A 15,910-nucleotide genomic window follows, 5' to 3' on the forward strand; every position below is an offset into this window, starting at 1 on the left:
GAAATCGTTGGTCTGAAGAACACCGTCAAGACCACTTGCACCGGCGTGGAAATGTTCCGCAAGCTGCTGGACCAGGGTCAGGCTGGCGACAACGTGGGCGTGCTGCTGCGTGGTACCAAGCGTGAAGACGTTGAGCGTGGTCAGGTTCTGGTTAAGCCGGGTTCGATCAAGCCGCACACCACATTCACTGGTTCGGTATACGTACTGAGCAAAGAAGAAGGTGGTCGTCACACTCCATTCTTCGCTAACTACCGTCCGCAGTTCTACTTCCGTACGACTGACGTGACTGGTGCTGTTAGTCTGCCAGAAGGCGTGGAAATGGTTATGCCAGGCGACAACGTAGAAATCAAGGTCGAGCTGATTGCTCCGATCGCGATGGAAGAAGGTCTGCGTTTCGCCATCCGTGAAGGTGGTCGCACCGTTGGTGCTGGCGTTGTTGCCAAAATCATCGCTTGATAAATAGGTTTTAGGCCAGTAGCTCAATTGGTAGAGTATCGGTCTCCAAAACCGAGGGTTGGGGGTTCGAGACCCTCCTGGCCTGCCAATTAAGACTAACCGGCGCTTATGCGCCGGTTAGTCTTTTTGACGCATGTAAATGGTGGAAACGACAGATGGAAATGCAAGATAGACTGAAGCTGGTTGCGGCGATTCTGGTGTTGGTGGCAGGGGTGGTTGGTTTTTACCTGTTGCCGGCAGACCAGGGTGTGCTGCGCGCACTGCTTTTTGTCGTCTCGATTGCGATTGCGGCCGGCGTGGTTTGGCTGTCGTCGCCAGGCAAGCAGTTTGTGCTCTATGCGCAAGAGTCGCTGGTCGAGGCTAAAAAGGTGGTGTGGCCGACAAGAAAAGAAGCAACCCAGATGACGCTGATGGTTTTCGTCTTCGTGCTGGTGCTGTCCTTGTTCATGTGGCTGGTCGATTCCTCCCTGTCGTGGCTGTTCTACGACGTATTGCTTAATAGAGGTTAATCATGGCAAAGCGTTGGTATGTCGTGCACGCGTACTCCGGTTTCGAGAAGAGTGTGCAAAAGGCGCTGCGTGAGCGCATCGAGCGCGACGGTTTGCAGGATTTGTTTGGCCAGGTGCTGGTGCCGGTTGAAGAGGTGGTCGACATCAAGAACGGTCGTCGCTCCATTACCGAGCGCAAGTTCTTCCCTGGTTACGTACTGGTCGAGATGGAAATGACCGATGAAACCTGGCATCTGGTGAAGAGTACGCCAAAGGTGACCGGTTTTGTGGGGGGTACCGCCAACCGTCCGGCGCCGATTTCGGTGAAAGAAGTCGAGTCCATCATGCAGCAGATGCAGGAAGGGGTGGAAAAGCCCAAGCCTAAGGTGCTGTTCGAGGTGGGTGAGCGCGTTCGCGTGAACGAAGGTCCATTCAATGACTTCAACGGCACGGTCGATGAGGTCAATTACGAGCGTAACAGGCTGCGCGTTTCGGTGCAGATTTTCGGTCGTGATACCCCGGTTGAACTTGAGTTCAGTCAGGTCGAAAAACTTTAAGTTGTTGTTTTTTTGTGGGGCAGGTATAATCTTGCTCCTTTCACTTGGGGAGCGGTTAATCCGCGCTTGACCCATACACGGAGTCTACATCGTGGCAAAGAAAATCATCGGCTACATCAAGCTGCAAGTGCCAGCTGGTAAAGCCAACCCATCGCCTCCTATCGGTCCTGCGCTGGGTCAGCGCGGTCTGAACATCATGGAATTCTGCAAGGCGTTCAACGCCCAGACTCAAGGCGTCGAGCCAGGTCTGCCGATTCCGGTGGTGATCACTGCTTACGCAGACAAATCCTTCACCTTCGTGATGAAGACCCCTCCTGCTACCATCCTGCTGAAAAAAGCAGCTGGTATCCAGAAGGGTAGCGCAAAGGCTCACGCTGACAAAGTCGGCAAAGTGACCCGCGCACAACTGGAAGACATCGCCAAAGCCAAGCAGCCAGACCTGACTGCCGCTGACCTTGACGCTGCAGTTCGTACTATTGCTGGTTCCGCCCGCTCCATGGGTCTGGAAGTGGAGGGTGTGTAACATGGCAAAACTGTCCAAGCGCGTTCAAGCCCTGAAGGCTCAGGTTGATCGTAACAAGCTGTATGCCGTTGAAGAAGCCATCGCTCTGGTTAAGGGCGCTGCTACTGCAAAATTCGATGAGTCCATCGATGTTGCCGTGAATCTGGGCGTGGATCCACGTAAATCCGACCAGGTTGTGCGTGGTTCGGTTGTGCTGCCACGTGGTACCGGCAAGTCGGTACGCGTTGCCGTGTTTGCACAAGGTGCAAACGCTGAAGCCGCCAAGGCTGCCGGTGCAGAAGTGGTTGGTTTCGAAGACCTGGCTGAACAAGTCAAGGCCGGTAACCTGGACTTCGACGTTGTGATTGCTTCCCCGGATGCAATGCGCGTTGTCGGTCAACTGGGTCAGATCCTGGGTCCACGTGGCCTGATGCCTAACCCGAAGGTTGGTACCGTTACCCCTAACGTTGCCGAAGCCGTGAAAAACGCCAAGGCTGGTCAGGTTCAGTACCGTACCGACAAGGCTGGTATCATTCACGCCACTCTGGGTCGTGCTTCGTTCGAAGTGGAAGCCCTGCGCGAAAACTTTGTTGCCCTGGTTGACGCTTTGGTTAAAGCCAAGCCGGCTGCATCCAAAGGCGTATACCTGAAGAAAATTGCCGTATCCAGCACCATGGGTGTTGGTGTGCGCGTTGACACTGCAACCACTGGCGTTTAATTCGCCGGTCTAGCAGTTTCACAAAGGCTTTGGGCTGGCAGGCTTTGCCTGCCAGATTGTCAAAGACCGTAGGTGTCGATTGACTTAATGCTCGCAAGAGTAGCCTACGCAGATGGTGAACCCTTAGAAGGCTTTCAACGTATTTGGCTCATGTAGCTCAGGGGTAGAGCACTCCCTTGGTAAGGGAGAGGTCGGCGGTTCAATTCCGCCCATGAGCACCATCCGTTTGTTATGTCTCCTGATTAGGTCGCCGCTGCAAAGCGAAGCAGAATATCCTGCTTCATTTCAGTCTAGGAGGTGGACCTTGAGTCTCAATATTGAAGATAAAAAGGCGGTTGTAGCTGCGGTATCTGCCCAACTGGCAGATGCACAGACTCTCGTTATCGCTGAATATCGGGGCATCGAGGTTAGTAGCATGACCAAACTCCGCGCCAAGGCGCGTGAGAACGGCGTGTACCTGCGTGTTCTGAAGAACACTCTGGTACGTCGCGCCGTTGCTGGTACATCGTTTGAAGCACTGGCTGACCAAATGGTTGGCCCGCTGGTTTACGCTGTATCTGCTGATCCGGTAGCTGCTGCCAAGGTGCTGCAACAATTTGCCAAAGACGACAGCAAGATCGTTGTCAAGGCAGGTTCCTACAACGGCAAAGTACTGAGTGCTGCCGAAGTAGCCGAACTGGCTTCTATCCCGAGCCGCGAAGAGCTGCTGTCCAAGCTGCTCTACGTTATGCAGGCTCCGGTATCTGGTTTCGCCCGCGCTCTGGCCGCTCTGGCCGAGCAAAAGCAAACCGAAGCCGCTTAATTTATTCGATTCATACCGTATTCAGGAGTTTTACAAATGGCTATCACCAAAGAAGATATCCTCGACGCAGTTGCTGGTCTGACTGTTATGGAACTGAACGACCTGGTTAAGGCGTTCGAAGAGAAGTTCGGCGTTTCCGCCGCTGCTGTTGCTGTTGCCGGTCCTGCTGGCGCTGGCGCTGCTGCAGCTGAAGAGCAAACCGAATTCGACGTGATCCTGACTGCTGCTGGCGAAAGCAAAGTTAACGTGATCAAGGTTGTTCGTGCAATCACTGGTCTGGGCCTGAAAGAAGCCAAAGATCTGGTAGACGGCGCTCCTAAAGCTGTTAAAGAAGGCGTGTCCAAAGCTGAAGCTGACGACGTTGCCAAGCAGCTGATCGAAGCTGGTGCCAAGGCTGAAGTAAAATAATCTTCCCTAGGGAAGATTAGTGAGGCTGGTGGAGAAATCCGCCAGCCTTGTTGCGCTTGTAATGCTCTAACAAGTCGCTAAAGGTCAGCATTCAAGTTTTGTGGCTGCTGACGTTTGGTTTCTTGCGCCACCCCCCACAATGGAGACTCTATGAGTTATTCGTTTACTGAGAAAAAACGTATTCGTAAAAGCTTTGCGAAGCGTAAAACCGTTCTCGACGTCCCATTCCTGTTGGCAACGCAGATTGATTCGTACACTGAGTTCCTCCAGTTGGGTGTGCCGTACGATCAGCGTAAGGATGCGGGCCTGCAGGCTGCATTCAAGTCGATTTTCCCGATCGTAAGTCACAACGGTTTTGCCCGCCTCGACTTTGTACACTATGTCCTGGGTGAGCCACCGTTTGACGTTCAGGAATGTCAGCTGCGCGGCATTACCTTCGCATCGCCCCTGCGTGCACGAATCCGTTTGACCATTCTCGATCGCGAATCTTCCAAGCCGGTGGTGAAGGAAGTGCGCGAGAACGAAGTCTACATGGGTGAAATCCCGCTGATGACCTCGAACGGTTCGTTCATCATCAACGGTACCGAGCGCGTCATCGTTTCCCAGCTGCACCGTTCGCCAGGCGTGTTCTTCGAGCACGATCGCGGCAAGACCCACTCTTCCGGCAAACTGCTGTTCTCCGCCCGCGTGATTCCTTACCGCGGCTCCTGGCTGGACTTCGAGTTCGACGCCAAGGACCAGCTGTTCTTCCGTATCGACCGTCGTCGCAAGATGCCGGTTTCGATCCTGCTCAAGGCCCTGGGTTATACCAGCGAGCGCATCCTGTCCGAATTCTACAGCTGCGACACCTTCTTCCTGACCAAGAACGGCGTGTTCCAGAAAGTGGTTGCCGACCGTCTGAAGGGCGAAGTCGCCAAGCTGGACATCGTTGGCGAAGACGGCAAGCTGATCGTCGCCAAGGACAAGCGCATTACTGCCAAGCACATCCGTGACATCGCTGCGGCCAACCTTGACCGTATCGAAGTGCCGTTCGACGTGCTGGTCGGCAAGATCCTGGCCCGCAACGTGATCGCCCCGGAAACCGGCGAAGTGATCGCGCGCGCCAACGAAGAAATCACCGACGACCTGCTGGCCAAGATGGACATCCATGACGTCGCCGAAGTCGACGTGCTGTTCATCAACGACCTGGACCACGGCGGCTACATCGCGCACACCCTGCGCGGCGACGACATCGCCGACCAGCTGCAGGCGCGCGTGGCGATCTACCGCATGATGCGCCCGGGCGAACCGCCAACAGAAGACGCTGTCGAGCAACTGTTCCAGCGCCTGTTCTTCAACGAGGACAGCTACGACCTGTCCCGTGTTGGCCGCATGAAGTTCAACACCCGCACTTACCAGTACAAGCTGGACGACAAGTCGCCGGAGTGGTTCAAGACTATGCTGTCCGACACCTTCGCGCACCGTCGCGACGTGATGGACGGCGTGCTGTCGACAGAAGACATCGTGTCGGTAATCGCCATCCTGGTCGAGCTGCGCAACGGCCGTGGCGAAGTGGACGATATCGATCACTTGGGTAACCGTCGTGTGCGTTCCGTCGGCGAACTGGCCGAGAACCAGTTCCGTGCCGGTCTGGTACGTGTCGAGCGCGCGGTGAAGGAACGTCTGAACCAGGCGGAATCCGACAACCTGATGCCGCACGACCTGATCAACGCCAAGCCGGTATCGGCCGCGATCAAGGAGTTCTTCGGCTCCAGCCAGCTGTCGCAGTTCATGGACCAGACCAACCCGCTGTCCGAAGTGACCCACAAGCGCCGTGTTTCGGCCCTGGGCCCGGGCGGTCTGACCCGCGAGCGTGCCGGCTTTGAAGTGCGTGACGTACACCCGACCCACTACGGCCGCGTGTGCCCGATCGAAACACCGGAAGGTCCGAACATCGGTCTGATCAACTCGCTGTCGGTGTATGCCCGCACCAACGAGTACGGCTTCCTCGAGACGCCATACCGCAAAGTGATCGACGGCAAGGTGACCAACGAGATCGACTACCTGTCGGCGATCGAAGAAGGTCGCTACATCATCGCCCAGGCTAATGCCGAGCTGGCGGATGACGGCAGCCTGATCGACGAGCTGGTGACCTGCCGTGAAAAAGGCGAAACCATCCTGTCGACCCCGGATCGCGTGCAGTACATGGACGTGGCCACCGGTCAGGTGGTGTCGGTGGCGGCCTCGCTGATTCCGTTCCTGGAACACGATGACGCGAACCGTGCCTTGATGGGTGCCAACATGCAGCGTCAGGCTGTGCCTTGCCTGCGTCCGGAAAAATCCTTCGTCGGTACCGGTATCGAACGTGCAGTGGCGACCGACTCCGGCACCACCGTGGTGGCACGCCGTGGCGGCGTAGTGGATTACGTCGATGCGACCCGTGTCGTGGTACGCGTCAATGACGAAGAAGCGCTGGCCGGTGAAGTCGGTGTCGATATCTACAACCTGACCAAGTTCACCCGTTCCAACCAGAACACCAACATCAACCAGCGCCCGGTGGTCAGCGTTGGTGACCACATTGCCCGTGGTGACGTGGTGGCGGACGGTGCCTCGACCGACATGGGCGAGCTGGCACTGGGTCAGAACATGACCATCGCCTTCATGCCGTGGAACGGCTACAACTTCGAAGACTCGATCCTGATCTCGGAGAAGGTGGTTGCCGACGACCGCTACACCTCGATCCACATCGAAGAACTGTCGGTCGTTGCCCGTGACACCAAGCTGGGGCCGGAAGAAATCTCCCGCGACATCCCGAACCTGTCCGAGCGCATGTCCAACCGCCTAGACGACTCCGGTATCGTGTACATCGGCGCCGAAGTGACCGCTGGTGACGTGCTGGTCGGCAAGGTGACGCCAAAGGGCGAAACCCAGCTGACGCCGGAAGAGAAGCTGCTGCGCGCCATCTTCGGTGAAAAAGCGTCCGACGTGAAAGACACCTCGCTGCGCGTACCGACCGGCATGGTCGGTACCGTGATCGACGTGCAGGTGTTCACCCGCGAAGGCATCGAGCGCGACAAGCGTGCCCAGTCCATCATTGATGCCGAACTGAAGCGCTATCGCCTCGACCTGAACGACCAGCTGCGTATTTTCGAAAACGATGCCTTCAGCCGTATCGAACGCCTGATCCTGGGCAAGGTGGCCAACGGCGGTCCGAAGCGTCTGGCCAAGGGCACCGAGATCGACGTCGCCTACCTGGACGGCCTGCCATCCAAGCACGAATGGTTCGACATCCGCATGGCCGATGAAGACATCGCCAAGCAGCTGGAGCTGATCAAGGAAAGCCTGGCGCAGAAGCGTGAAGAATTCGACCTCAAGTTCGAAGACAAGAAGCGCAAGCTGACCCAGGGCGATGAACTGCCGCCCGGCGTGCAGAAGATGGTCAAGGTCTACATCGCGGTGAAGCGCCGCCTGCAGGCGGGTGACAAGATGGCCGGTCGTCACGGTAACAAGGGTGTGGTATCGCGCATCCTGCCGGTGGAAGACATGCCGTACATGGCTGACGGCCGTCCGGTCGACATCGTGCTGAACCCGCTGGGCGTTCCATCGCGGATGAACATCGGTCAGATTCTGGAAGTGCACCTCGGCTGGGCAGCGAAAGGTATCGGTGAGCGCATCGACCGCATGCTGAAGCAGCAGCAGGGCATCAGCGCGCTGCGCGCCTACCTGGAACGCATCTACAACGATACCGGCAAGCAGGAATCGCTGGCGGAAATGTCGGATGACGAAATCCTGACCCTGGCGCAGAACCTGCGCAAGGGCATGCCGTTCGCGACGCCGGTGTTTGACGGTGCCAAAGAATCCGAAATCATGCACATGCTGCAGCTGGCGTACCCGGATGAAGACGAGCACACCGCGCATCTGGACTTCAACGGCAGCAAGACGCAGATGACGCTGTTCGACGGCCGCTCCGGCGAAGCCTTCGACCGCCGCGTGACGGTCGGCGTGATGCACTACCTGAAGCTGCATCACCTGGTTGACGACAAGATGCACGCCCGTTCCACCGGCCCGTACTCGCTGGTAACCCAGCAGCCGCTGGGTGGTAAGGCGCAGTTCGGTGGCCAGCGTTTCGGTGAGATGGAAGTCTGGGCGCTGGAAGCATACGGCGCGGCTTACACGCTGCAGGAAATGCTGACCGTGAAGTCGGACGATGTCACCGGCCGTACCAAGATTTACGAAAACATCGTCAAGGGCGAACACAAGATCGACGCCGGCATGCCGGAATCCTTTAACGTACTCGTTAAAGAAATCCGCTCGCTGGGCCTGGATATCGACCTGGAACGTTATTAATTAGGCAAGGTTGCCTGCGGCCAACGTTGGCCGCAGGCTCCTCCTGAATGGAGACGCAATGAAAGCTCTGCTCGATCTCTTTAAGCAAGTTACGCAAGAAGAAGAGTTTGATGCGATTAAGATCGGCATCGCCTCCCCGGACAAGATCCGTTCCTGGTCGTTCGGTGAAGTCAAGAAACCGGAAACCATCAACTACCGGACATTCAAGCCGGAGCGTGATGGCCTGTTCTGCGCCCGTATTTTCGGGCCGGTCAAAGATTACGAATGTCTATGCGGCAAGTACAAGCGTCTGAAGCATCGCGGCGTGATCTGCGAGAAGTGTGGCGTTGAAGTCACCCTGTCCAAGGTGCGTCGCGAGCGCATGGGCCACATCGAACTGGCGTCGCCGGTTGCGCATATCTGGTTCCTGAAGTCGCTGCCATCCCGCCTGGGCATGGTGCTGGACATGACCCTGCGCGACATCGAACGCGTGCTGTACTTCGAAGCATTCGTGGTGACCGAGCCTGGCCTGACCAGCCTGCAGCCACGTCAGCTGCTGAGCGAGGAAGACTACCTCGACAAGCTGGACGAGTACGGCGAAGAATTCGTGGCGCTGATGGGCGCCGAAGCGGTACGCGAACTGCTCAAGCGCCTGGATCTGACTTCCGAAGTCGAGACCCTGCGCAGCGAACTGTCGTCGACCTCGTCCGACACCAAGATCAAGAAGATCGCCAAGCGCCTGAAGGTGCTGGAAGCGTTCCAGCGTTCCGGCATGAAGCCGGAATGGATGATCATGGAAGTGCTGCCGGTGCTGCCGCCGGAGCTGCGCCCGCTGGTGCCGCTGGATGGTGGCCGTTTCGCGACCTCCGACCTGAACGACCTGTACCGCCGCGTCATCAACCGTAACAACCGCCTGAAGCGCCTGCTGGAGCTGCGTGCGCCGGACATCATCGTGCGCAACGAGAAGCGCATGCTGCAGGAATCGGTTGACTCGCTGCTGGACAACGGCCGTCGCGGCAAGGCGATGACCGGCGCAAACAAGCGTCCGCTGAAGTCGCTGGCCGACATGATCAAGGGCAAGGGCGGTCGTTTCCGTCAGAACTTGCTGGGTAAGCGCGTCGACTACTCCGGTCGTTCCGTGATTACCGTGGGCCCGACCCTGCGTCTGCACCAGTGCGGTCTGCCGAAGAAAATGGCGCTGGAACTGTTCAAGCCGTTCATCTTCCACAAGCTGGAAGTGCTGGGCCTGGCCTCCACCATCAAGGCCGCCAAGAAACTGGTCGAGCAGGAAGTGCCGGAAGTCTGGGACATCCTGGAAGACGTGATCCGCGAGCATCCGGTACTGCTGAACCGTGCACCAACGCTGCACCGTCTCGGTATCCAGGCGTTCGAACCGCTGCTGATCGAAGGCAAGGCCATCCAGCTGCATCCGCTGGTCTGCGCGGCATTCAACGCCGACTTCGACGGTGACCAGATGGCCGTACACGTGCCGCTGTCCATCGAAGCGCAGATGGAAGCCCGCACCCTGATGCTGGCGACCAACAACGTGCTGTCGCCAGCCAACGGCGAGCCGATCATCGTGCCGTCGCAGGATATCGTGCTGGGTCTGTACTACATGACCCGCGACAAGGTAAACGGCAAGAACGAAGGCATGGTCTTCGCCGACACTTCCGAAGTGCATCGTGCTTACGAGACGCGTCAGGTAGAACTGGCGACCCGTATCACCGTGCGCCTGAAAGAGTGGGTCAAGGACGAGCAGGGCGAGTTCCAGCCGGTGATCAAGCGCTACGACACCACCGTTGGCCGCGCCATCCTGTCGGAAATCCTGCCGAAGGGCCTGCCGTTCGAGTACATCAACAAGGCGCTGAAGAAGAAGGAAATCTCGCGTCTGATCAACGGCTCGTTCCGTCGTTGCGGTATCCGCGACACCGTGATCTTTGCCGACCAGCTGATGTACACCGGTTTTGCCTACTCCACCCGTGGCGGTATCTCGATTTGCGTCGACGACATGCTGATCCCGGTGAAGAAGACCGAACTGCTGGGCGAAGCCAACAAGGAAGTCAAAGAGATCGAAGAGCAGTATCGTCAGGGTCTGGTGACCCAGGGCGAACGCTACAACAAGGTGGTCGATATCTGGGGTCGCACTGGCGACAAGATCGCCAAGGCGATGATGGACGGTCTGTCTACACAGAAGGCCATCGACCGCGACGGCAAGGAAGTCGATCAGGAATCGTTCAACTCGATTTACATGATGGCTGACTCCGGTGCCCGGGGTTCCGCGGCACAGATCAAGCAGCTGGCCGGTATGCGAGGCCTGATGGCGAAACCGGATGGTTCGATTATCGAAACGCCGATTACCGCCAACTTCCGCGAAGGTCTGACCGTTCTGCAGTACTTCATTTCGACGCACGGTGCCCGTAAGGGTCTGGCCGATACCGCACTGAAGACCGCCAACTCCGGTTACCTGACCCGTCGTCTGGTCGACGTGACCCAGGATCTGGTGGTGATCGAGGATGATTGCGGCACCAGCAACGGTTTCGCGATGAAGGCCGTGGTACAGGGCGGTGACGTGATCGAGCCGCTGCGCGACCGTATCCTGGGTCGGGTTACCGCGACCGACGTGGTGGATCCGTCCAGCAACGAGACTGTGATCGAAGCCGGCACCCTGCTCGACGAAGGCCTGATCGAGCTGATCGACAGCCTCGGCATCGACGAAGTCAAGGTACGTACCGCCATCACTTGCGACACCCGCTACGGCTTGTGCGCCCAGTGCTACGGTCGCGACCTGGCACGCGGCAAGCGCGTCAATGCCGGTGAAGCAGTCGGCGTGATCGCTGCCCAGTCGATTGGTGAACCGGGTACCCAGCTGACCATGCGTACCTTCCACATCGGTGGTGCGGCGTCGCGAAATGCGGCTGCCAGCCAGGTGGAAGGTAAGTCCAACGGTACCGTGCGCTTCAACAGCCAGATGCGTTACGTGGCCAACAGCAAGGGCGAGCTGATCGTGATCACTCGTTCCGGCGAAGTGGTGATCCATGACGACGTTGGCCGCGAGCGCGAGCGTCACAAGGTGCCGTACGGTGCGACCCTGATGGTGACCGACGGTCTGACCATCAAGGCCGGTGCCGTGCTGGCGACATGGGACCCGCATACCCGTCCGATCATCACCGAGTACGCTGGTCGCGTGAAGTTCGAGAACGTGGAAGAGGGCGCCACCGTTGCCAAGCAGACCGACGAAGTCACCGGTCTATCGACACTGGTAGTGATCGACTCCAAGCGCCGCGCCACGGCACAGTCGAAGATGCTGCGTCCGCTGGTGAAACTGCTGGACGACAATGGCAATGAAGTGAAACTGGCCGGTTCCGATGCTTCGGTATCGATTACCTTCCAGGTTGGCGCGATCATTACCGTGCGCGACGGTCAGGAAGTGGGCAAGGGTGAAGTGCTGGCACGTATTCCGCAGGAATCGTCCAAGACCCGTGACATTACCGGTGGTCTGCCGCGTGTGGCCGAACTGTTCGAAGCCCGTTCGCCGAAAGATGCCGGCATGCTGGCCGAGGTGACCGGTACCGTTTCCTTCGGTAAAGACACCAAGGGCAAGCAGCGCCTGATCATCACCGATCTGGACGGCTACGCACACGAAAGCCTGATCCCGAAGGACAAGCACGTGCTGGTGCACGACGGTCAAGTCGTGAACCGCGGTGAAGTGATTGTCGACGGTCCGGTGGATCCGCACGACATCCTGCGTCTGCAGGGTATCGAGGCGCTGGCACGCTACATCAGCCAGGAAGTGCAGGGGGTTTACCGTCTGCAGGGCGTGAAGATTAACGACAAGCACATCGAGGTGATTGTTCGCCAGATGCTGCGTCGCGTGATCATCACCGACAACGGCGATACCGATTTCATCATCGGCGAGCAGGTTGAGCGTGCCGAAGTGCTGGAAACCAACGACAACATGATTGCCGACGGCAAGATGCCGGCCCAGTACGACAACGTATTGCTGGGTATCACCAAGGCGTCGCTGTCGACGGATTCCTTCATCTCCGCGGCCTCGTTCCAGGAAACCACGCGCGTGCTGACCGAAGCGGCGATCATGGGCAAGAAAGATGATCTGCGCGGCCTGAAGGAAAACGTGATCGTGGGTCGCCTGATCCCGGCCGGTACCGGTCTGGCTTACCATCGCAACCGTCGTCGCCTGAGCGAGAACGGTGATGCGACGACCGAATCGTCGGCACTCGAATCCGAGATCGAAGTTAGCGACAACCAGCTGTAATTAGCCGGTTTTGCAAAAAACGCTGCACATTCAATGGTTAACATTGGGTGTGCAGCGTTATTTTATTGACGCTGGCAGTTGACCAAAATATAATCCACGATCTTCTCGGTGGTATGGTGCCGCCGAAAGATTCAATTAGGAACTGATAGTAATGCCAACCATTAACCAACTCGTTCGTAAAGGCCGTGCCCCGGTTGTTTCGAAGAGCAAGGTGCCAGCACTGGAGGCCTGCCCGCAGAAACGTGGCGTGTGCACCCGTGTTTACACTACTACCCCTAAGAAGCCGAACTCCGCTCTGCGTAAAGTGTGCAAGGTTCGTCTGACCAACGGTTTCGAAGTGATTTCGTACATCGGCGGTGAAGGCCACAACCTGCAAGAACACTCGGTCGTGCTGATCCGTGGCGGTCGTGTAAAAGACTTGCCAGGTGTGCGTTACCACACCGTTCGCGGCTCCCTGGACACTGCTGGCGTGAAAGACCGTAAGCAGGCTCGTTCCAAGTACGGCGCCAAGCGTCCTAAGTAATTGTTACTTGGGTCGTCAGCGGCAGCATTTGCTGTCGAGTAAGTGGCTGCTCCATTGAGTAGTCGCGAGCATGAAGCTCAACTGAATAGATTGAAGGAATTGAAATGCCAAGACGCAGAGAAGTCCCGAAGCGCGATGTCCTGCCGGATCCGAAGTTTGGTAGCCAGGATCTGTCCAAGTTCATGAACGTTGTGATGATCGACGGCAAGAAGTCTGTTGCCGAGCGCATCATTTACGGCGCCCTCGAGCAAATCGAGAAGAAGAGCGGCAAGAACGCTCTTGAAGTATTCAATACTGCACTGACTAACGCCAAGCCGGTTGTTGAAGTTAAGAGCCGTCGCGTTGGTGGTGCAAACTATCAAGTTCCTGTTGAAGTACGTCCATCCCGTCGTATGGCCCTGGCCATGCGCTGGTTGCGCGATGCTGCACGCAAGCGTGGCGAAAAGTCCATGGACCTGCGTCTGGCCGGCGAGCTGATGGATGCGGCTGAAGGCCGCGGCGGCGCCATGAAGAAGCGCGATGAAGTGCATCGTATGGCTGAAGCCAACAAAGCATTCTCCCACTTCCGCTTCTAATAATCATCCTGCGAAAGGATTCTGGCCGTGGCTAGAAAAACTCCTATTGAACGGTACCGTAACATCGGTATCTCGGCGCATATTGATGCGGGTAAAACCACCACTACAGAACGTATTCTGTTCTATACCGGTGTGAACCACAAAATCGGTGAAGTGCATGATGGCGCCGCCACCATGGACTGGATGGAGCAGGAGCAGGAACGCGGTATCACCATTACCTCGGCTGCCACCACCACCTACTGGAAGGGCATGGCTCTCCAGTTCCCCGAGCACCACTTCAACATCATTGATACCCCGGGCCACGTGGACTTTACCATTGAGGTAGAGCGTTCCATGCGTGTACTGGACGGTGCTGTGATGGTTTACTGCGCCGTGGGTGGCGTACAGCCTCAGTCCGAGACTGTATGGCGCCAGGCCAACAAGTACAAAGTGCCACGCATTGCCTTCGTGAACAAGATGGACCGTCAGGGTGCCAACTTCTTCCGTGCCGTAGAACAGGTTAAGACCCGTCTGCGTGGCAATCCGGTGCCTATCGTGGTGCCTATCGGTGCCGAAGAAGGCTTTACCGGTGTGGTTGACCTGCTGAAGATGAAAGCCATCATCTGGGACGAAGCCTCCCAGGGTATGAAGTTCGAATACGGCGACATCCCGGCTGATCTGGTAGCGGTTGCTGAAGAGTGGCGCGAGAAGATGGTTGAAGCGGCGGCGGAAGTCGACGAAGACACCATGAACAAGTACCTCGAAGGCGAAGCACTGACCGAAGAAGAAATCGTTCACGGTCTGCGTCAGCGTACCCTGCGTTGCGAAATCCAGCCGATGCTGTGCGGCTCCGCGTTCAAGAACAAGGGTGTTCAGCGCATGCTGGATGCGGTTGTTGAGCTGCTGCCTAGCCCGCTGGACGTGCCACCGGTTCCGGGTGAACTGGACGACGGTACCCCGACGACTCGCGAAGCTTCCGACACTGCTCCGTTCTCGGCACTGGCATTCAAGCTGATGAACGACCCGTACGTTGGTCAGCTGACGTTCTTCCGTGTCTACTCCGGCGTGGTTAACTCCGGCGATACCGTTCTTAACTCGGTTAAGGGTAAGAAAGAGCGCATGGGCCGTATCGTGCAGATGCACGCTAACGATCGCAAGGAAATCACCGAAGTTCGTGCCGGCGACATCGCTGCTGGTATCGGTCTGAAGGAAGTGACCACCGGTGAAACCCTGTGTGCCACCGATGCGCCACTGATTCTGGAACGCATGGAGTTCCCGGAGCCGGTGATTCACGTTGCCGTCGAGCCAAAAACCAAGGCTGACCAAGAGAAGATGGGCGTTGCCCTGAACCGCTTGGCCAAGGAAGATCCTTCGTTCCGTGTCCGCACCGACGAAGAATCCGGCCAAACCATCATTTCCGGTATGGGTGAACTGCACCTGGAAATTCTGGTTGACCGGATGAAGCGCGAATTCGGTGTTGAAGCCAACGTCGGCGCGCCTCAGGTTGCCTACCGTGAAACCATCACCAAGACGGTTACTGAAGTTGACGGTAAGCACGTCAAGCAGTCCGGCGGTAAGGGTCAGTACGGTCACGCCCAGATCACTCTGGAGCCGTCCGGCGAAGGTCAGGGCTACAAGTTCATCGACGAAATCAAGGGTGGTACGATTCCTCGCGAATTCATCCCTTCGGTTGACAAGGGTATCCAGAACACCCTGTCCAGCGGTATCTTGGCCGGCTTCCCGGTGGTTGACGTAACCGTACGTCTGACCTTCGGTTCCTACCACGATGTCGACTCGTCGCAGATCGCCTTTGAATTGGCCGGTTCGATCGCCTTCAAAGAAGCCATGCGCCGTGCCGGTCCTTGCATCCTCGAGCCGATGATGGCCGTGGAAGTGGAGACCCCGGAAGAGTACATGGGTGACGTGATGGGTGACCTGAACCGTCGTCGCGGTATCGTTCAGGGTATGGACGATGATGGTTTGGGTGGCAAGAAGATCAAGGCCGAAGTTCCGCTGGCCGAGATGTTCGGTTACTCCACTGACCTGCGTTCCGCAACCCAGGGCCGTGCAACCTACTCCATGGAGTTCAAGCACTACTCTGAAGCTCCTAAGCATGTTGCCGACGCAGTGATGACTGCTCGTAAGTAATTTGGCGCGCAAGGTTGGCCGCATGCGGCCAACCTTGTAACTGTTTGTTCTTTATTTTAGGAATTTTGCAAAATGGCAAAAGAAAAGTTTGCGCGGACCAAGCCGCACGTAAACGTTGGTACCATCGGTCACGTGGACCATGGTAAAACCACTCTGACTGCAGCGATCACCACTAT

The 15,910-nt window shown here is 57.3% G+C and carries 13 protein-coding genes and 2 tRNA genes; all 15 read left to right on the top strand.

From position 1 onward, the window contains the following. A partial coding sequence (locus C8E02_RS02150; protein ID WP_245961032.1) for an EF-Tu C-terminal domain-related protein occupies window positions 1-456 on the top strand: 456 nt, incomplete at its 5' end. 12 nt (window positions 457-468) lie between these two features. After that, window positions 469-544, top strand: a tRNA-Trp gene (locus tag C8E02_RS02155). Window positions 545-611: 67 nt separating this feature from the next. Then, complete coding sequence (secE, locus tag C8E02_RS02160; RefSeq protein WP_082133841.1) at window positions 612-965, top strand: preprotein translocase subunit SecE; 354 nt, start codon at window positions 612-614, stop codon at window positions 963-965. Window positions 966-967: 2 nt separating this feature from the next. Beyond that, window positions 968-1,501, top strand: coding sequence for a transcription termination/antitermination protein NusG (gene nusG, locus C8E02_RS02165; protein ID WP_047968376.1), 534 nt, complete (start codon window positions 968-970; stop codon window positions 1,499-1,501). A 91-nt stretch (window positions 1,502-1,592) separates the two neighbouring features. Continuing rightward, on the top strand, window positions 1,593-2,024 hold the full coding sequence (gene rplK, locus C8E02_RS02170; RefSeq protein ID WP_047968375.1) for a 50S ribosomal protein L11: 432 nt from the start codon (window positions 1,593-1,595) through the stop codon (window positions 2,022-2,024). Between the two features lies 1 nt (window position 2,025). Further along, the gene (gene rplA, locus C8E02_RS02175; RefSeq protein ID WP_047968374.1) at window positions 2,026-2,721 is read left to right on the top strand and encodes a 50S ribosomal protein L1; all 696 of its coding nucleotides are present in this window, start codon (window positions 2,026-2,028) and stop codon (window positions 2,719-2,721) included. Window positions 2,722-2,867: 146 nt separating this feature from the next. Further along, window positions 2,868-2,942: transfer RNA gene (locus C8E02_RS02180), tRNA-Thr, on the top strand. Between the two features lie 83 nt (window positions 2,943-3,025). Further along, the gene (rplJ, locus tag C8E02_RS02185; RefSeq protein WP_047968373.1) at window positions 3,026-3,523 is read left to right on the top strand and encodes a 50S ribosomal protein L10; all 498 of its coding nucleotides are present in this window, start codon (window positions 3,026-3,028) and stop codon (window positions 3,521-3,523) included. Between the two features lie 36 nt (window positions 3,524-3,559). Further along, on the top strand, window positions 3,560-3,931 hold the full coding sequence (gene rplL / locus C8E02_RS02190; RefSeq protein WP_047968372.1) for a 50S ribosomal protein L7/L12: 372 nt from the start codon (window positions 3,560-3,562) through the stop codon (window positions 3,929-3,931). Window positions 3,932-4,081: 150 nt separating this feature from the next. Then, window positions 4,082-8,257, top strand: coding sequence for a DNA-directed RNA polymerase subunit beta (gene rpoB / locus C8E02_RS02195; RefSeq protein ID WP_047968371.1), 4,176 nt, complete (start codon window positions 4,082-4,084; stop codon window positions 8,255-8,257). 58 nt (window positions 8,258-8,315) lie between these two features. Continuing rightward, the gene (rpoC, locus tag C8E02_RS02200; RefSeq protein ID WP_120809476.1) at window positions 8,316-12,509 is read left to right on the top strand and encodes a DNA-directed RNA polymerase subunit beta'; all 4,194 of its coding nucleotides are present in this window, start codon (window positions 8,316-8,318) and stop codon (window positions 12,507-12,509) included. A 151-nt stretch (window positions 12,510-12,660) separates the two neighbouring features. Further along, on the top strand, window positions 12,661-13,032 hold the full coding sequence (rpsL, locus tag C8E02_RS02205; protein ID WP_047968369.1) for a 30S ribosomal protein S12: 372 nt from the start codon (window positions 12,661-12,663) through the stop codon (window positions 13,030-13,032). Between the two features lie 104 nt (window positions 13,033-13,136). Continuing rightward, the gene (gene rpsG / locus C8E02_RS02210) at window positions 13,137-13,607 is read left to right on the top strand and encodes a 30S ribosomal protein S7 (RefSeq protein WP_047968368.1); all 471 of its coding nucleotides are present in this window, start codon (window positions 13,137-13,139) and stop codon (window positions 13,605-13,607) included. A gap of 27 nt (window positions 13,608-13,634) precedes the next feature. Continuing rightward, the gene (fusA, locus tag C8E02_RS02215) at window positions 13,635-15,734 is read left to right on the top strand and encodes an elongation factor G (RefSeq protein WP_047968367.1); all 2,100 of its coding nucleotides are present in this window, start codon (window positions 13,635-13,637) and stop codon (window positions 15,732-15,734) included. A 72-nt stretch (window positions 15,735-15,806) separates the two neighbouring features. Beyond that, a partial coding sequence (locus C8E02_RS02220; protein WP_245961041.1) for a GTP-binding protein occupies window positions 15,807-15,910 on the top strand: 104 nt, incomplete at its 3' end.

This window comes from Vogesella indigofera (assembly GCF_003633895.1).
GTDB classification, from domain to species: Bacteria; Pseudomonadota; Gammaproteobacteria; order Burkholderiales; family Chromobacteriaceae; genus Vogesella; species Vogesella indigofera.